Origin of the sequence: Gluconobacter thailandicus F149-1 = NBRC 100600 (genome assembly GCF_000964465.1) — a bacterium.
In the GTDB taxonomy this organism is placed as follows: domain Bacteria; phylum Pseudomonadota; class Alphaproteobacteria; order Acetobacterales; family Acetobacteraceae; genus Gluconobacter; species Gluconobacter thailandicus.
Window position 1 is genome coordinate 60,627 of record NZ_BANH01000061.1, and the last position, 16,441, is coordinate 77,067.

Sequence of the window (16,441 nt, forward strand, 5' to 3'; positions counted from 1 at the left end):
GTGTTCTCTTCGTTATCAGTCCGTTGAGGATCAAGGATACGATGAAGCGCTTTTACAATCACCGCGACACTCTCGTCACCGAAGCCATAGACGGACTTCTCAGATCTTCCGCAGGAAGCCATCTCTGCCGCCTGTCAGGACATGACAACATCCATGTCGTTCTGAGGCGGGACTGGGACAGATCAAAAGTCGCCATAGTTTCCGGGGGTGGGTCCGGTCATGAACCGGCACACGCGGGATTTGTTGGTAAAGGCATGCTGACAGCCGCAGTCTGCGGTGCCCTGTTCGCGTCTCCGAATGTCGATGCCATCCTTGCGGCAATCCTGGAAGTCACAGGCGATGCTGGCTGCCTGCTGATCGTCAAGAACTACACCGGCGACCGCCTGAATTTCGGACTGGCTACCGAGCAGGCTCGGGCTTTGGGGAAAAATGTTGAGCTGGTCATCGTGGCGGATGACATTGCGCTTGGTCAGGGCGTTCATGCCCGTGGCATCGCCGGAACGGTGCTGGTTCAGAAAATTGCAGGGCATGCGGCAGACGCCGGAGCCAGTCTGGCTGACGTCAAACAGGTCGCGCTGGACGCCATTAAGGCTACTGCGTCGATCGGCCTGGCGCTGACGGACGTCAATGTTTACGACCCGCAACACGAGACGCGACTGGACGACCATGAAGCCGAGCTTGGTCTTGGAATTCATGGAGAACCCGGTGCAGAACGCATCGGCGTAGAGAAACTGGATGCACTGGCTGCTCGTGCAGCAGATACACTTACCGAGCATCTGACGGACGAGAAACAGGCCGTTATGGTCAACATGCTGGGAGCCGTGCCTGTTCTGGAAGCTCAAGCCATCGTGGATGCTCTGGCCCGAACATCTCTGGCCGAGCGCACTGCATTCATCATTGGGCCGGCCCCATTGATGACGTCACTGGATATGTACGGTTTTTCCCTGTCTGCCATCCCTGCAAAAGCTCCTGTTATCGAGGCGCTTACTTCTCCTGTAGAGCCCTGGGCCTGGCCCGGAATTGCAGCTTTCAAGGATATTCAGACAAAACCCACACCCACGCTGCCCGAAACTTTCGCGTTTGAAGCCTCTTCTCATAGCCTGCTTGAGAAATTCATTCGTGAGGGTGCGAAGATTCTTGTCGAAAACGAAAAGGATCTTAACGCACTTGATGCCCTGATTGGTGACGGTGATGCTGGCTCAACGTTTGCGGAAGCAGCACGTGTCATTCTGAAAGATATTGATCGCCTTCCGCTTACCTCCCCGCAGCAGCTTTGTGCGACAATCGGACGACTGCTTGCTCGAAATGCTGGTGGCTCGAGCGGCGTCCTTCTCTCAATCATGTTCTCTACCGCAGGCCAGCAGGACAACTGGCGATCGGGGCTGGAAGCAGGTTTACAGCGCATGCACAGCTATGGTGGCGCATCACCCGGTGATCGCACCATGCTTGATGCTCTCTTCCCCGCCATAGCCGCCCTCCAGACAGGCAGCCTGCATGATGCAGCAGTTGCTGCCCGTGAAGGAGCAGATGCGACCCGCACGATGCCTGCCCGCGCAGGGCGAGCAGCTTATGTACCGCCTGCACAGTTGAAAAATATTCCTGACCCGGGCGCTGAAGCCATTGCACGCCTTTTGGAAGGCCTGGCGAAATTATCATGAAGGCATAGGAAAAATCAGAAAGCGCGTTTTTGACGTTCAGGCGACCGTTGATCCTGCCAAATTCTCAGGTTTTTCTGAGCCACTTGAATAGGCAAAGCGCTCTTTTTTACAGCCAACTGGCACAGAACTATCCGTCAGCAGGAGTGAGGGCGAGTTCGGGCTTCGTTAGAGCCGAAAAATTGCTGCCACGGTATGGAATGAATTCCTAATCGGGCAGGCACCATGCTCGATCAATGAGAATCGACCTGTCTTGCTGACAGATCAGTCTAAACGCAAAACCGAATCGCTTCGGTTTAGACCCGGACACATATGAGCCAGCCGGAGCACAACTATATAAATTTGAAGCAGGAAGATGTTTCAAGGCTGCGGAACCATAATGGATGGATTGTCGCAACAAGAAAAAGTCTCAGGAAACAGTGTTCACTGTTTCCGTTACCACTCAATTCGAAATCCTCGAGAGAGGGAGAGACAGGCGCGCTGGGTGGCGCGCCCTGCTGGATTCGAACCAGCGACCCACAGCTTAGAAGGCTGTTGCTCTATCCAACTGAGCTAAGGGCGCAGTAGAAAATCTTGAAACTGGTCGGGGCGCCCGGACTCGAACCGGGGGCCTCCTGTACCCAAAACAGGCGCGCTACCAGGCTGCGCCACGCCCCGAACCGAGGCGGAACATAGGGGCAGTAAGTTTCAGAAGCAATAGGGTTTTTTCAATCTTTTTCATTTCTTACGAGCGGCGGCACGAAAAGTGGTGCCGTATCCCACGGAAACAGCACCCACGTGTCCTGCGCGACTTCCGTAACGTAGTGATCCGTGTGCGGCTTGCCATCTGGCTTTGCGTACAGGCAGGCGAAAACAGCCTTGGGCAGCATTTCACGAACGTATTTCGCCGTAATGCCGGAATCGACCAGATCATCAACGATCAGGAAGCCTTCCCCATCACCTGCGGCGGTCGGTGCTTTCACGACCTTTGGCTCATGCTGGGTGCCTTCTTCACCAGCATAGCTGATGACGGAAACGCTTTCGATCAGGCGGCAGCCCATCTCGCGGCCCAGAATGGCAGCCGGGATGAGTCCACCACGCGTAATCGCAACGATACCGCGGAACGGTCCGTGCTTTTCCATGAGCGTTGCGGCGAGGGTACGGGCGTCACGATGGAGCTGGTCCCAGGTGACAGTTGCGTACGTTACGGGTTTGGGTGTCTGTGTGGCAGTCATGACCTTCATCTGCCTTCCGTCTCAGAATTTTGCAATAAACTTGCACAACGGAAATGCTTAATGTGGGCGGATGACTGACCCTGCATTGCGGGCCCTCCCCGGCCTTCGCCCTCTGATTATCAGCCGAATCTGTTCGCAGCTTTCCGCAACCACCATGACCATCGCCATCGGCTGGCAGATTTACGCCCTGACCCACAGCGTGGCTTCACTGGGCTATCTGGGACTGGCGCAGTTCCTGCCCATGGTGCCGCTGACGTTCATTTCCGGGCATGTGGCAGACCGGTTCAATCGCCGGAACATCGTTCTCATCTGCCAGATCCTGGAAATTCTGAGCACAGGTGCGCTCGCAGCCACTGCTGCCATGCAGGTTCTGACACCCGCCCTCGTTTATGCGTTTGCGGCCTGCTACGGCACGCTACGCAGCTTTGAGATGCCCTGTCAGCAGGCATTTCTGCCCGCTATTGCTCCACCTGAACTTCTGCCACGAGCGCAGGCGCTTCTGTCTTCGTTATTCATGACCGCATCCATCGTAGGGCCAAGCTTGGGCGGACTGCTGTACGGACTGGGAGCCGTGACCTGCTACAGCCTCGCTACACTTGGATTCGCACTCGCCTTTTTCGGCACACTGGCGCTCCAGCTTCACCACACCGTCCCCGCAAAAGAGCCGGTAACGTTTGCATCCGTTTTTGCAGGTCTGGGATTTCTGAACCGACGCCGGGATCTCCTTGGAGCGATTTCGCTCGATCTCTTTGCGGTTCTGCTGGGAGGCGCGACAGCTCTGCTGCCAGTCTATGCAGATAGCGTTCTGCACGTTGGGCCAATTGGCCTCGGCTTCCTTCGTGCGGCTCCAGCTGTAGGGGCCCTGGTTACATCCGCCTGGCTATCCAGACACCCGCTGGGGAGACGCACCGGCGTGACCATGTTCATTTCAGTTGTCGTGTTCGGAGTAGCGACCATTGTTTTTGGTGCCTCTCACATTACGTGGATTTCTGTTCTTGCCCTGATGGTCTTGGGCGCAGCGGATGTGATCAGCGTCGTGGTGCGCTCGTCACTGATCCAGCTTGCCACACCAGATTCCATGCGTGGGCGCGTGTCAGCCGTGAACTCCCTGTTCATCGGCTCAAGCAATCAGCTGGGAGAATTTGAAAGCGGCACACTCGGAGCCGCAATCGGGCCGGAAGCTGCGGTCATTGCAGGCGGCGTCGGGACTATTCTGGTGGCCATCGTGTGGATCCGGCTTTTTCCGAAATTATGGTCACTGGATCGCCTCGAAGACGTGCGTCCGGAAATTCTTTGAAGGGCAGATTGACCGCCCAAGCCCGAAAGGGCTGGCGGTCAAAGGCAAATACAGCACAAATGAAAAAAGCCCCGCGAGGGGCTTTTTCTTTACACCGCAGCCAAATTTTCAATAAGAAAAGTGGCTCCCGAAGTAGGACTCGAACCTACGACCCAGCGATTAACAGTCGCTTGCTCTACCAACTGAGCTATTCGGGACCGGTGAGGAGGTATGTAGTCCAACCGACGGGGTCGGTAAAGCCCCTTTTTTCAACTTTCTGCATTTTTCTGAACTTTCCTCAGTAAGACGCAGAAAACATGGCTTTATTCAGAGCTCTTCCCGCCCCCGCGTTGCCAGAACGTCTACCCGTTCGTTATTCACGTCCCCGGAATGACCCCGAACCCAGAGCCATTCGATCTCATGCGGTTTGGCCGCATCCAGAATACGCTGCCACAGATCCATGTTGGCTACCGGATCACCAGCCGCATTGCGCCAGTTCCGACGAACCCAGCCTGTGTGCCAGCGGGTAATGCCATTTTTAAGGTATTCGCTATCTGTATGAAGCTTGACCTGACAGGGGCGCTTGAGTGCTTCCAGCGCTTCAGCGGCCGCGGTCAATTCCATCCGGTTATTGGTCGTTTCCGGATGACCGCCCCACATTTCCTTCTCCTTGCCCTTACAGCATAGAAGAACGCCCCACCCTCCCGGACCTGGATTGGGCTTGCAGCCCCCATCCGTCCAGATTTCGACCAGCAGGCTTTCCGTCTCAGACATCAGCTTGCCCTGTGAAATGCCGAAGACGTCCAAGATAAGCGAGTGGGTCCTTGCGGGTCACAAGCGCATCAGCAGGCGTATTGATCCAGTCATAGAGACGCGTCAGCAAAAAGCGGATGGAAGCGCCCTGACAAAGAATGGGCAGAGCAGCTTTTTCCGCAGCGTCGAGAGGACGGACCGTCTCATAGCCATCAATCATGGCCTGAGCGAAGGCAGGTTCGAAAACCTTTTCGTCCCGGAAACACCACGCATTCAGACAGATAGCCAGATCGTAGGCGAAGAGATCCGTGCAGGCGAAATAGAAATCGATCAGCCCGGAGATCCTACCCCCCTGAAAGAAGACGTTATCCGGAAACAGATCCGCATGAATCTGACCGCGTGGAAGCGTCCCTTCTGCGGGCCAAGAGGTCTCGATCCGATCCAGAGCCTGCACCAGTTCATTGGTCAGGCCGGGAAGGAGATCATCCCCAGCCCTCTGACAACTCTCAAGAAGAGGCCTCCACGCGTGCACGGAAAGCCCGTTCGGGCGCTCTGCCCTGTAGTCCCGTCCCTTTTCATGGAACGTGGCCAGAACCTGACCAAGCTGTCGGCAGGCTTCTGCCGTGATCTCGGGGATAGCGCGCCCGGGAAGGAAAGTCGTAATGGCGGCGGGGCGCTCTGCAAGAATCCGCAGAGCCTCCCCGTCACGCCCTGCAACAGGAAGGGGACAGTTCATCCCCTGCCCTGAAAGATGCTGCATCAACCCCAGAAACCACGGAAGATCCGAAGCTTTCACGCGCTTTTCGAAAAGCGTGAGGATGAACTTCCCTTCCGTCGTCTGGAGCAGGAAGTTGCTGTTTTCGACGCCTTCGGCGATTCCCTGAAACGATATCAGGGTGCCGATGTCATATGTGCCAAGGAACGCTTCAAGCGTCTCGGCCGCCAGTTCCGTATAGACGGCCATGAAATCTCAGTTGTCCTCACCAGCAAGCGGGCCCGGCAGACGGAAGTTGATGTTCTCTTCCTTCACGATCCGCTCCTCGATCTTCAGCGTGTACTTGGCCGCAAGCGCCGTCACCATTTCCTGCACCAGACTTTCCGGAGCGGACGCACCGGCGCTGATACCGAGTGTCTCCACGCCTTCCAGAACAGACCAGTCGAGGTTTTCCAGCTTGGGAACCAGCAGGGCCCGGCGTGCACCGGAACGCTCTGCCACTTCGCGCAGGCGCTGCGAGTTGGATGAGTTGGGCGAACCAATGACAATGACCAGATCGCTCTCAGGCGCGATGGCTTTCACAGCTTCCTGACGATTGGTCGTGGCGTAGCAGATGTCTTCGCGCTTCGGCCCTTCGATCAGCGGGAAGCGCGAGCGAAGAATATCAACGATTTCAGCCGTATCATCGACCGACAGCGTCGTCTGCGTGATGAAGGCCAGCTTTGCCGGGTCTTTCGGCTGGATCGTGCGGGCTTCCTCGGCATCGTTGATGAGCGTCACGGCTCCGGGTGGGAGCTGCCCCATCGTGCCAACAACTTCCGGATGGCCGGCATGACCGATCATCAGGATATGAAGCTGCTCCGGGCCACCGCCAGCAAAATGACGTTCTGCCTCACGATGAACTTTGGACACCAACGGGCAGGTTGCATCCAGATAAAGCAGGTTGCGGCGCTGCGCTTCAGCCGGGACGGATTTCGGCACACCATGAGCCGAGAAAACGACGTGGCCGTCGGCTGGCACTTCGTCGAGTTCTTCAACGAAAATGGCGCCCTTGGCTTCCAATCCCTCGACCACGGTGCGGTTATGAACAATTTCATGACGCACATAGACTGGCGCGCCATAACGACGCAGGGCTTCTTCAACGACGCGGATCGCACGATCCACACCGGCGCAGAAACCACGCGGGCCGGCGAGCAGGACCCGGAGCGTCTTCTGGTGTGCAGCACTTTCTGGTGCAAGAGTTGTCTGTTCTGGCATGGTGTTCCCCAAGCGGGCGGAGTTCGATATGTAGGACCATTATCGACCGGATTGAGGCATGTCGCAACGTCCGGGCCGCTTTGTGGGAGTTTCTACAGCAGATGCCAGCCTTCCGGCGCCTTGCCACGTCCCTGTTTGTCCCGGCTTTTGCCGTTGTCGCGCTTTCGACACTGGCAGGATGCGACGAATCCAATCCGGGTATGTTCGCTCCTGCCTGCCCTGCTACGGATATTCCGAGCGCAGCCTCTGACCGGTTCGTCTATGATGGGCGTGGACTGGATGTTGGCAGCCTGGTCAGTCACGCCCAGCTGACATCCATCGCTGGAGACTGCCAGCGCGGCCCCAAGGGACCAAAGGATGAGCAGATGGTGCGGACCCGCATCAGCCTCGCCATGAACCTGACACGCGGCCCGGCGGCTGAAGGCAGCAGCATCGACGTTCCCTATTTTATCGTCATCATGCGTGACGGGAAGATCGTGGACAAAAAGGTATTCACGGATACGTTCAAGCTTGAACCCAATGTCAGCACTCAGGCTGTACGGACGGAGCTTCGCCTGATTGACCTTCCAGCCGCCAAGAACCTGCAGGACAATCCTTATACGCTGGAAATCGGCTATCAGCTGACGCGCGAGGAGCTGGACTATAACCGTGCCCATCTTCCTGTCGTAAAATTCCGTGGCCGGACACAGTAACGGCCTTTTCCTTTCTCTTTCACCCGTCGTCAAAACCCGCATCACGCTGAAAATGACCCTAGCCTGTCTGGCAGGCTTTGGGTCTTCAGCCCTTTCTGCGCCCCTTGACGTTTCGGCTTCGAAAGAAGAACGGATCAAGGTTCATCACGCAGAGCGCCCAGAGATCCAGAACTTCCCTCATGCGGGCTTTCTGGAACAACCCAGGCGTCTGACCACTCGTCAGAATCTCGCCCCTATTGGCCGACAGCCGCGCTGGGGTGGGTTCAATCGCGGAAACGGTGAAGGCGCGGGTTTTGGTCCTGTTGGCCGTTATGGTGTGGCGCCTTGGGCGGAAGACTGGTCCTATCTGCGCAACCAGAGCCATCGGGACGATCTGTTTGACCCGCTGAAATTCATTGCCTTGAACAACGAACGCACCATCTGGCTCTCGCTCTCAGAACGCACCCGCCTGCGAAACTGGTACAATGACTACCCGATGCTGGGAACAATCCCGCACCCGGGATCAGGGCGTTTCGTGACACGGAACATGTTCGGTGCCGACCTGCACCTTGGGGAACACTGGCGCATTTTCGGGCAGCTCGTGAACGGAACAGCCGCAGGCTGGAATGGGTACAGCTATGGCAGCACATACCGGAAGCGGCTGGATCTGCATCAAGCCTTTATCGAGTACAAACAAACCATTGGCACAGCCAAAACGGGCCTGCTGTTCGGGCGGCAGCAGTTTCTCGATGCGCCGTCCTACGTTCTTTACGACCGTGAGCCGCCCAATATCCAGATCACCTGGAACGGCCCGCGTGCCTACGCCATTCTGCCGCATGTACGGTTTGATCTGTATGACTTCGTGGCCACGAATATTGCTCCGCGGGCCATGTTCCATGACACACAGGACTGGAACACGCGGCTGTATGGCTTCAACACCACATTCGATGTGCCAGCCTTCCACTTGGGCCAACAGCGTATCCAGTCTTATCTGGATCTGTTCTGGATCGGGTTTCATCTGGGCGGAAAGACGGGATCGGTGCCGACGTTGAGTTCAACCGCGATAAAATCCGTGACCGGCGCGACCAATCGTAACAATCTTGGCTTTCGTTGGTATGGAACGGCCCAGCAACTGGAATATGCTCTGGGTGTTCTGTGGCAGCAGGGCAATTTTACGCCCTATGGCACAATAGCACGCCGACAGGTTTCAGCGTATTCCGTGAACACAACCGTGGGATACAGACGATCCGACCTGCTGTTCAAACCCTTTTTCGGTATACAGACGGACGTCTATTCGGGCGGTAACGAACGTCATCGAACGGGGAGGATTGGAACGTACAGCGCCCCCTTCGCTCCCCAGAACCCTTATCTGGATTATACCGGCTATATCGGCGCTGCGAACCTGATCAATCTGTCTCCGATCCTCGTCGGCTCTTATGGAAAGGTCTCGCTGCGGGTCAAAGCCCCCATCCTGTGGCGCCAGACCACGCAGGCTTCGGTGTATTCGATCACGTCCGCCTATAATTTTCCGAAGTTTCGTAGTCACTTCGTCGGCGTTGCGCCGAATGGCCTGCTGACATGGGCTATAAACCGCCACTGGAACTGGACTCATGTCGTGGCCTGGTTCGCCGCATCGCATGATCTGAAAAACGCCGGAGCAAAAAGCGGACTGTATTATCAGTCCAGTCTCTCATTTGCCTTCTGAAGAATGGTTGCAGAGCCGCGCCCTGCAGCGTAATGCCCCCCATACTCACGCGACATCACAGGATTGCCCCCATCATGAAATATATGGACAGCCGCGAACTGACCTTGAGGGGCATCATACTGGGTGCGCTCATTACAGTGGTCTTTACGGCCGCCAATGTTTATCTGGGCCTGAAGATCGGCCTGACGTTCGGCTCATCCATTCCCGCCACCATTATTTCGATGGCCGTGCTGCGCCTTATGGGCGGTGGCACCATGCTTGAAAACAACATGGTTCAGACGCAGGCTTCAGCGGCAGGCAGCCTGTCCTGCATCTTCGCAGCGCTCCCCGGCCTCATCATGGTGGGGTACTGGCATGAGTTTCCCTACGTCATCTCGCTTCTGCTGACACTTGCCGGAGGTATGACGGGAGTGATTTTCACCATTCCCCTGCGTCGGGCATTGGTCAGCAGTTCCGATCTTCCATACCCTGAAGGAACAGCCTGCGCAGAAATTCTGCGAGCGTCTTCTCCAGAGGGAGACGCAGAGAGCCTTCGTTCCCTGACCAAAGGCACAGCTGTTTCGGCAGTCGTCGCCTTCGTCACCTCCGGCCTGCGCGTTCTTTCAGATGGCGTTTCGGCCGCCACCAGTTTGGGCGCTTCGGCATTCCGTCTCGATATCAGCTTTTCACTGGCTCTTCTGGGAACCGGATATCTCGTTGGTATTGCGGGCGGCATCGCCATGCTGCTTGGCGTGCTGCTGGCCTGGGGAATCATGATCCCGGTTCTGGGTCACCTGAACCCAGTGGCAGACCCTCTGGCGGCAACGACGGGGCTCTGGCTGTACAAGGTCCGTTTCATGGGGGCAGGAGCAATCGCCGTAGCCGCGATCTGGACCCTCCTTGCGCTTTCTGGCCCGGTCGCTCAGGGACTGAAGGAAGCTCTTTCTGTCAAACATCGTGCATCGCAGAATGAGACGGATCTCGATCTCGCCCCTAAAACCCTGATTGGCCTAAGCATTATTCTCGCGCTGATCCTGTCAGGACTGTTTACGCAGTTCCTCTGGCCTGTCATGCCTCATGGCGCGTCCATGGCTACACTTGTCATCCTGGGCATTGTTGCGTGTTTCGGTCTTGGCTTTCTGGTAGCAAGTGCCTGCGGATATATGGCTGGGATCATCGGGTCTTCGTCGTCCCCGATTTCCGGTGTTGGCATTATCGCCATCATCGCTATTTCCGTCGCGCTGTGGGGGCTTGAAAGCGGTGGCGTACTTTCACCTGAACAGCGGCCCATAGTCATTGCTTTTGGCCTGTTTGTTCTGTCCGCCATTACAGCGTCTGCTGCGGTTTCCAATGACAACCTTCAGGATCTGAAAACCGGCCAACTCGTAGGCGCCGCCCCCTGGAAACAGGAAGTCGCCCTGCTGATCGGCTGTGCCGTGGGTGCAGTGGTCATTCCGTGGGTGCTTCAAACACTTTATCAGGCCTATGGATTTGTAGGTGCAATGCCACGCGACGGCATGGACCCGACGCGCGCGCTTGCTGCGCCTCAGCCTGCGCTTATGGCGGCCATTGCCAAGGGTATTCTGACCCACGATCTTGACTGGTTAATGCTGGAAATCGGCGCTGCGATCGGCCTGGTTCTGGTCGTTGCGGATAGACTGTTGAAACGTCGCAATCTGTCTCTTCCGCCGCTTGCAGTCGGCATGGGCATCTATCTGCCCGCAGACGTGTCCGTCACGATCGCAATCGGCGCGGGGCTCGGCTGGCTCCTGCGTCGTTTCCCCAAAGATCAGGGAACGATGATTGCTTCAGGCTTTATTGTCGGGGAAAGTCTGGTCGGCGTGGCCGTGGCTGCCATTGTTGGCGCCACGGGCAGCACCGAAACACTGTCCCTTCACCTGCCCGCGATGCTTCGCTCCGGACTGGGGTGGGTCGTGTTTCTGGGTGTGATGTTCTGGTTCGGGCGGCGTGTCAGCCGCCCGGCGGCCTGAAAAATCAGGCCTTCACCCACCACTGAACGGGCTCCGGCTCGTTCGATTCAACGTCTGCCAGTACCGGCTCGTCGGCAACCATAACGTCGTCTTCAACGGCGACCTTACGTGGCCGACCCACTGGGCGCGGTGTGCGGCGGGCCGCTTCGGCAGCCTGCTCGCGAGCCTGATGAAGCTGAGCCTTGAGAGACTGGATCTGCTCCTGATGGTCCCGAAGGTCCCGGTTCAGTTCCGTAATCTGGATCTTGGCATGCGCTTCACGCGTCTCGAAAGCCTTGAGCTGCGCACGGATTTCCGTGAGGCTCTTCTCGGCTTCTTCCCAGCGGCGCTGCTCACGCTTTACTGACTGGCGAAGGCGCTCGATTTCTTCCTGATCTTCCTGACCAGGCCCATTGTTACGCTGATTAAAGCCGCGGCTGGCCTGGTGTTCGACAACAACCTGACCGTCACGCACAAAACGACGACGGCGTTCTGTGGTCGGCGTAACCGGGCGTGGCTTCTGTGAACGGGATGACGACCCCGACCCTAGACGAGCCAGCGCCTCCCGCAGTTTGTCTTCGCTAACCTGCTGATCGTCCTGCATTCTTTGTTTTTTCAACCAATAATGAAATTTATGCTGGGTTCCCCAACAGGAACGCCCTCCCTGAATGACGGAGAGACTGAAAAAGCCCATGGGCCGATCAGCGAGACGTGTCCTGGCAAGGAAATTGAAAGTCGACATTAACGGAATTCATAAATGACCCGTTTTGTCAGACAACGGTCTTCTATCAGGTCCGTCAGGGCCTGTCATCAAAACAATAGCACTGTATTCGTGTTTCTTTATTTCCACTGCCCCGGTTGCCAGAGCACATCTCCGGCACCGTCATCATTGGCATAACGGGCGAGAACGAAGAAATAGTCCGACAACCGGTTCAGAAACCGGATCCCTTCTGCAGGGGCGGGATCCAGGGAAATCAGGCTGCGCTCTGCCCGGCGTGCAACCGTTCGAGCCAGATGTGCATGGACCGAGATCAGGGAACCACCTGGCAGTATAAAACTGCGCAATTCCGGCTGTGACACCCTGAGAAGCTCGATACAACTCTCGATCCACGCCACAGCCTTATCCGTCAAACTGGATGGCCGGGCGGGATCCGGAATGCAGATATCGGCGCCCAGATCAAATAGACAGGACTGTATCTGGCGAATATCAGCAGAAATACTGAAAGTATTACCGTGTTTCCGCACATAGTATTCAAGAATACCCAGAAGAGCGTTCAGCTCATCGACCGTTCCCATGGCGTCGATCCGTGCACAATCCTTGGAGACGCGCGAACCATCCCCAAGAGACGTCTGCCCCTGATCCCCACCTCGGGTCACAATACGATCAAGCCGAATGCTCATCCCGGCAATCCTCTACTCAGTGACGGCCGAAGTGATGGTGATGGCCCTTGACTGTTTTAGCACCACTCAGGTCATTGGCCCGAGTCGTATGATCCTTGAGCATCTTCGTCGTGTCACCGGCCAGCGTCTTGATGTCTGCCGTCCCACCGGACTGCGTTGCCGTGGTGAGCGCATTTGTCAGAGCTGGCGTCTGAACACTTTTAATTTCGCTCAGGAAAACACGGTCAAAAGACGTACCATACAGATGACCAAACGAGGCAACATGCTCTTCATCACCAGCATTCAGCTTGTCTGTGACTGTCAGGTGGGAATCCGTGGCAATCTTTGCAACAGCCTTGCGGTTCGTCGTGTGATCACTAACGACCGTAGACGCAAAAGCCTTTACGACATCACTATTGCTATGCGTTGCGGCAAGGCTGGCAATGCTGATCTGCGTCAGATCCATGCCGTCAACCTGCTGTAGGAAAGCAGCATCGGCCGTGGACAGGGTATAGGTCGAAGCCGCGGACGGCAGAGCTGGAGCTGGCGGCGCATCCGGAGCGTTACAAGCAGCAAGGCCAGCAAACAGGCTCAGGGACGCAAAAGCGGCAAAACGTGCGGTGGCTCTCATGAAGAGACAGTCCTTCCATCTGTGAGACCAGGAGAACGCTCCCGGCCACTACGGGTGAATGGCCCCGCCTTCAAAACGGTCCATTCATGTTCCGGAACACTTCATGGTACATTCGGCGCATGTCCGCAAATCCCCGTCGCCCTGCCCTGTCCGGCATCTTTCGCTTCTGCTTCGTTTCCGGTGCACTGGGAGGCGCTCTGGGGCTCGTTCTCGGAACGCTGGCATCTCATCTGCCAGATACGGCATTTGCTGTTCTGAATGGCAGAGCCGTCCTTCATACAGGTGTCGAAATCCTGATGTGGCATGCGATTGCTCTTTGTGCCCTTGCGCTTGGAGCCCCCTTGCTGGCTCCACGGCTCGCACGTCTGGCATGCCTCACCATGGCGACAGGGACAGTTCTGTTCTGTACTCCCGTGACGTTATTCGCTCTTTTTGATCTGAAAATCGGTGCCTTATCCGTCGCGCGGATCGCACCTTATGGTGGCACGCTTCTGATTATTTCGTGGCTTCTGGCGGCGGCTTCCGGCCTGCGCAAAGCATCCTCAGAAACTCTATGATCTGCTCCGTATCACTTTGATAAGAGAAAGCACGGCAATCTGAACGGCCAGCGCCGCGCAGAAGCAGAAAACGATGATACCGATCAGGATCATCTGTTCCCGGCCCAGCGCGGAATCGACATGAAACAGTGTGTAGAGCCACTGCCAGGCATGTGTGGCCGCAACCATCTGCACAAGTTTGATCGTCGGATGCCAGAACCGGAATATGGCCGCGAATGCGAGTGTTAGTCCGACCAGACCAACAGTTCGCAGGAGCGTTTCAGCAATGCTGACTTCCGGAACAGCCTTCTGTGGTTGAGCAGACGTTTGGAACTTCATCAAGAACATGACCTTAAGGTTGAGTTCAGCTTTAATCGTTTTTCTGCAAGACTGCGTTATGTCATGCAGTCCGTTCCTTCAATGAAAGCCTTTTTTATGCGCGTTTCCCTTCTCGCCGCTGCCGGACTGGGTCTGGCGCTCTCTGCTCCATTTGCAGCCCAGGCCGCAACCGCACCAGCGCCCCATCTGAGTGAAACCTCTGCTCCGCCGGTAGCTGCACCTTATCCGGACACGTCTGTTGCTCAGGCTCAGGTCAAGGATGCTTTTGCCCTCGCCGCGAAAACCGGACGTAAGGTGCTTATCGATTTCGGTGGAAACTGGTGCCCGGACTGCAAGATGCTTTCTGGCATCTTTGCCCTTCCTGACGCCAAGGCATGGCTCGACAGCCAGTTCGTGATTGTTCCGGTCAATGTTGGCCGTATCAATACCAATCTGGATCTGGCTCAAAAGTATGGCGTGACAATCAAAGCCGTCCCGACCATCATCATCGTCACGCCGGATGGGCACGCATTGAACGGTGACGGGTCCAAGGCCCTTGGGAATGCCCGTAGCATGTCCCCGCAAGCTGTTCTGGACCTGATTTCAGAATGGAACAGCCGCGGCTGATTTCACTTTCTGGCTCCGGAAATAACTTCGGAGCCAGAAGCGACTTTCAGATCCCGAGTTCCTGCTCAGCCTCATGCACAACTTCTGCCAGTGCGTCGGCCTCAAAAGGCGACACCAGCCCGGCATCTGCGACTAACTGTGCAAACGGCTTCGAACCACCTTCGGAGCAGAGATTGCGATAGGTTTCAAACGTGCCTTCCTTGTCCATTCGGGACCGAAGCCACAGTTGAAGCGCACAGCACTGAGCCAGCGCGTAATCAATGTAATAAAATGGCAGCCGGTAGATATGGAGTTGAGCCTGCCAGCGGCCGCCCTTGGCCGGATAGGCCAGATCACCCCAGTCCCGCCATGGCATGTACATCTTTTCCAGACGCGCCCAGGTCTTGTGCCGTTCCGCTGCGGTCATCTGCGGATTGGCATAGACCTCATGCTGGAAATGATCGACGCACACACCATAAGGGAAGAATGACAGAGCATCGATGAGATGCATCCGGCGATACCGGTCCGCTGCTCCATCCTCAACCAGCGCGTCAATCTGCGGCCAGGTCAGGAATTCCAGGCCCATCGAATGGATTTCTGCTGCTTCCATGGTTGGCCAGAGCTGGTCCACCCAATCCTGATCGCGGCTTTTCCAGTTCTGGAACGCATGACCCATTTCATGCGTGAAAACGCCAATATCGTTATGCGTGCCGTTGAAATTGGCAAAGATGTAAGGGCTGCCAATGGTTGGGAAGGATGTGCAGAACCCACCGCCAGCTTTACCATCACGGTTCTTCAGATCCAGATACCCAAGATCGCGCATCTGAACGTAGAAATCGCCCATTTCACCTTTGGGATCGAGCGCACGGAACATACCTTCAGCACGAGCAACCAGAAGATCATGATCGCCGGCTGGTTTCGGATTTCCCTGAAGATCGATCAGCGCCTCATCCCAGGCCCAGACCTTGTCCCACCCCATTTTCAGACGACGCCGTTCCAGCAAAGACTGAACCAGCGGCGTGACAGAACTCAGAACCTTCTCACGGAAAGCTGCAACCTGTTCCGGGCCGTAATCCGTCCGGCGCATCCGGCGATAGCCCAGCTCGATATAGTTCTCAAACCCCAGCGTTTTGGCCATACGGTCACGCAATTCAACGAGGCGGCTGTAGAGGGTATCGAGAGCCTCACCGTTCTCTTCAAAGAACGTCCAGCGGGCCTTCTCGGCCGAATGTCGCATGTCACGGTCCGGGCCTTGCAGATAAGGCACCAGACCTGAAAGATTAAGCATCTTCCCATCAAACGGGATCTTTGCCGAGGCCAGCAATGCCGTGTATTCGCCCGTCAGGCGCGCTTCTTCTTCCAGATCAGTGCTGATGCGCGGATCGAACGTCGTGGTATCGGCTTCCCACAGACGCACAACATGCGGCGTGACCAGAGCTTCCAGCGCCGCACGGTCCGGGTCTGCCAGAAGGCGCTTTTTGATGGTGACTTCATGATCGGTCGCGATCGGCGACAGACGATCCGCATAGTCACGATCCGCCTTGGCCTGCTCATCCTGCGTATTGCGCGAGAACTGAAGATGGACGTGCGACGCCCAGGATTCATATTCCCGGCGCACAAAATCAAAAGCTTGCGCGGCATCCTTGGAGCGCCCCTGATCCAGCAGGAGCGCAATATCGTCATACCGCGCCTTCAGCGAGGCTTCGTCAGGACGGGGAAAAGACAGGTCAGAGAATGGGGGGATTGTCTGTGTCATGGTTCTAATTCTGACATTC

General features: G+C 56.5%; 16 protein-coding genes and 3 tRNA genes. 7 read left to right on the forward strand and 12 right to left on the reverse strand.

Annotation, left to right across the window (positions count from 1 at the left end; all coding sequences use genetic code 11):
- The first annotated feature begins 41 nt into the window (after positions 1–41).
- A complete protein-coding gene (locus tag B7444_RS13685) occupies positions 42–1,658 on the forward strand; it encodes a dihydroxyacetone kinase subunit DhaK (protein ID WP_035729026.1) in 1,617 nt (538 codons plus the stop codon).
- 482 nt (positions 1,659–2,140) lie between these two features.
- Here the strand turns inward: B7444_RS13685 and B7444_RS13690 are convergent.
- The 3 genes from B7444_RS13690 to gpt all read right to left on the reverse strand — a co-directional run bounded on the left by B7444_RS13690 (position 2,141) and on the right by gpt (position 2,878).
- Positions 2,141–2,217: transfer RNA gene (locus B7444_RS13690), tRNA-Arg, on the reverse strand.
- A gap of 18 nt (positions 2,218–2,235) precedes the next feature.
- A tRNA-Pro gene (locus B7444_RS13695) sits at positions 2,236–2,312 on the reverse strand.
- 50 nt (positions 2,313–2,362) lie between these two features.
- Positions 2,363–2,878, reverse strand: coding sequence for a xanthine phosphoribosyltransferase (gene gpt, locus B7444_RS13700; protein WP_007283518.1), 516 nt, complete (start codon positions 2,876–2,878; stop codon positions 2,363–2,365).
- A gap of 61 nt (positions 2,879–2,939) precedes the next feature.
- On the opposite strand from gpt, the gene B7444_RS13705 reads away from it, so the two are divergent.
- On the forward strand, positions 2,940–4,166 hold the full coding sequence (locus tag B7444_RS13705) for an MFS transporter (RefSeq protein ID WP_007283517.1): 1,227 nt from the start codon (positions 2,940–2,942) through the stop codon (positions 4,164–4,166).
- A gap of 121 nt (positions 4,167–4,287) precedes the next feature.
- On the opposite strand, the gene B7444_RS13710 is transcribed toward B7444_RS13705, so the two are convergent.
- The 4 genes from B7444_RS13710 to ispH form a co-directional block, all read right to left on the reverse strand.
- Positions 4,288–4,363: transfer RNA gene (locus tag B7444_RS13710), tRNA-Asn, on the reverse strand.
- 109 nt (positions 4,364–4,472) lie between these two features.
- A complete protein-coding gene (gene rnhA / locus B7444_RS13715) occupies positions 4,473–4,919 on the reverse strand; it encodes a ribonuclease HI (protein WP_010503976.1) in 447 nt (148 codons plus the stop codon).
- Positions 4,912–5,862, reverse strand: coding sequence for a homoserine kinase (locus tag B7444_RS13720; protein WP_007283515.1), 951 nt, complete (start codon positions 5,860–5,862; stop codon positions 4,912–4,914). The genes rnhA and B7444_RS13720 overlap by 8 nt, the downstream gene beginning before the upstream one ends.
- A 6-nt stretch (positions 5,863–5,868) precedes the next feature.
- On the reverse strand, positions 5,869–6,870 hold the full coding sequence (gene ispH / locus B7444_RS13725) for a 4-hydroxy-3-methylbut-2-enyl diphosphate reductase (RefSeq protein WP_007283514.1): 1,002 nt from the start codon (positions 6,868–6,870) through the stop codon (positions 5,869–5,871).
- 101 nt (positions 6,871–6,971) lie between these two features.
- Between ispH and B7444_RS13730 the strand changes: the two genes are divergently transcribed.
- The 3 genes from B7444_RS13730 to B7444_RS13740 all read left to right on the forward strand — a co-directional run bounded on the left by B7444_RS13730 (position 6,972) and on the right by B7444_RS13740 (position 11,216).
- Positions 6,972–7,562 carry a hypothetical protein gene (locus B7444_RS13730; protein WP_007283513.1) on the forward strand — a complete coding sequence of 197 codons (591 nt, stop codon included), beginning with the start codon at positions 6,972–6,974 and terminating at the stop codon, positions 7,560–7,562.
- Entirely contained in the window at positions 7,546–9,246 is a 1,701-nt protein-coding gene (locus B7444_RS13735) for an alginate export family protein (RefSeq protein WP_007283512.1), read from the forward strand. The genes B7444_RS13730 and B7444_RS13735 overlap by 17 nt, the downstream gene beginning before the upstream one ends.
- 74 nt (positions 9,247–9,320) lie before the next feature.
- A complete protein-coding gene (locus B7444_RS13740) occupies positions 9,321–11,216 on the forward strand; it encodes an OPT family oligopeptide transporter (protein ID WP_007283511.1) in 1,896 nt (631 codons plus the stop codon).
- A gap of 4 nt (positions 11,217–11,220) precedes the next feature.
- Here the strand turns inward: B7444_RS13740 and B7444_RS13745 are convergent, their stop codons facing one another.
- The 3 genes from B7444_RS13745 to B7444_RS13755 form a co-directional block, all read right to left on the reverse strand.
- On the reverse strand, positions 11,221–11,799 hold the full coding sequence (locus B7444_RS13745; protein ID WP_007283510.1) for a hypothetical protein: 579 nt from the start codon (positions 11,797–11,799) through the stop codon (positions 11,221–11,223).
- Between the two features lie 236 nt (positions 11,800–12,035).
- Complete coding sequence (locus tag B7444_RS13750; protein ID WP_007283508.1) at positions 12,036–12,596, reverse strand: cob(I)yrinic acid a,c-diamide adenosyltransferase; 561 nt, start codon at positions 12,594–12,596, stop codon at positions 12,036–12,038.
- Positions 12,597–12,612: 16 nt separating this feature from the next.
- Entirely contained in the window at positions 12,613–13,206 is a 594-nt protein-coding gene (locus tag B7444_RS13755; protein ID WP_007283507.1) for a DUF4142 domain-containing protein, read from the reverse strand.
- Between the two features lie 119 nt (positions 13,207–13,325).
- On the opposite strand from B7444_RS13755, the gene B7444_RS13760 reads away from it, so the two are divergent.
- Positions 13,326–13,763 carry a DUF423 domain-containing protein gene (locus B7444_RS13760; RefSeq protein WP_007283506.1) on the forward strand — a complete coding sequence of 146 codons (438 nt, stop codon included), beginning with the start codon at positions 13,326–13,328 and terminating at the stop codon, positions 13,761–13,763.
- Here the strand turns inward: B7444_RS13760 and B7444_RS13765 are convergent.
- Complete coding sequence (locus B7444_RS13765) at positions 13,758–14,090, reverse strand: hypothetical protein (protein WP_007283505.1); 333 nt, start codon at positions 14,088–14,090, stop codon at positions 13,758–13,760. The two genes, B7444_RS13760 and B7444_RS13765, sit on opposite strands and share 6 nt — an antisense overlap.
- On the opposite strand from B7444_RS13765, the gene B7444_RS13770 reads away from it, so the two are divergent.
- Positions 14,070–14,687: a thioredoxin family protein gene (locus B7444_RS13770; protein ID WP_007283504.1), complete on the forward strand. Its 618-nt coding sequence runs from the start codon at positions 14,070–14,072 to the stop codon at positions 14,685–14,687. The genes B7444_RS13765 and B7444_RS13770 overlap by 21 nt on opposite strands.
- 46 nt (positions 14,688–14,733) lie before the next feature.
- Here B7444_RS13770 and B7444_RS13775 read toward each other — a convergent pair whose 3' ends face one another.
- On the reverse strand, positions 14,734–16,422 hold the full coding sequence (locus B7444_RS13775) for a M3 family oligoendopeptidase (RefSeq protein ID WP_007283503.1): 1,689 nt from the start codon (positions 16,420–16,422) through the stop codon (positions 14,734–14,736).
- Positions 16,423–16,441: the final 19 nt, after the last annotated feature.

Excerpts from the sequence above, each read along its gene's own strand:
- B7444_RS13685 (WP_035729026.1), top strand. The coding sequence starts at position 42 with ATGAAGCGCTTTTACAATCACCGCGACACTCTCGTCACCGAAGCCATA.
- gpt (WP_007283518.1), bottom strand. The coding sequence starts at position 2,878 with ATGAAGGTCATGACTGCCACACAGACACCCAAACCCGTAACGTACGCA.
- B7444_RS13705 (WP_007283517.1), top strand. The coding sequence starts at position 2,940 with ATGACTGACCCTGCATTGCGGGCCCTCCCCGGCCTTCGCCCTCTGATT.
- rnhA (WP_010503976.1), bottom strand. The coding sequence starts at position 4,919 with ATGTCTGAGACGGAAAGCCTGCTGGTCGAAATCTGGACGGATGGGGGC.
- B7444_RS13720 (WP_007283515.1), bottom strand. The coding sequence starts at position 5,862 with ATGGCCGTCTATACGGAACTGGCGGCCGAGACGCTTGAAGCGTTCCTT.
- ispH (WP_007283514.1), bottom strand. The coding sequence starts at position 6,870 with ATGCCAGAACAGACAACTCTTGCACCAGAAAGTGCTGCACACCAGAAG.
- B7444_RS13730 (WP_007283513.1), top strand. The coding sequence starts at position 6,972 with ATGCCAGCCTTCCGGCGCCTTGCCACGTCCCTGTTTGTCCCGGCTTTT.
- B7444_RS13740 (WP_007283511.1), top strand. The coding sequence starts at position 9,321 with ATGAAATATATGGACAGCCGCGAACTGACCTTGAGGGGCATCATACTG.
- B7444_RS13745 (WP_007283510.1), bottom strand. The coding sequence starts at position 11,799 with ATGCAGGACGATCAGCAGGTTAGCGAAGACAAACTGCGGGAGGCGCTG.
- B7444_RS13750 (WP_007283508.1), bottom strand. The coding sequence starts at position 12,596 with ATGAGCATTCGGCTTGATCGTATTGTGACCCGAGGTGGGGATCAGGGG.
- B7444_RS13755 (WP_007283507.1), bottom strand. The coding sequence starts at position 13,206 with ATGAGAGCCACCGCACGTTTTGCCGCTTTTGCGTCCCTGAGCCTGTTT.
- B7444_RS13760 (WP_007283506.1), top strand. The coding sequence starts at position 13,326 with ATGTCCGCAAATCCCCGTCGCCCTGCCCTGTCCGGCATCTTTCGCTTC.
- B7444_RS13765 (WP_007283505.1), bottom strand. The coding sequence starts at position 14,090 with ATGTTCTTGATGAAGTTCCAAACGTCTGCTCAACCACAGAAGGCTGTT.
- B7444_RS13775 (WP_007283503.1), bottom strand. The coding sequence starts at position 16,422 with ATGACACAGACAATCCCCCCATTCTCTGACCTGTCTTTTCCCCGTCCT.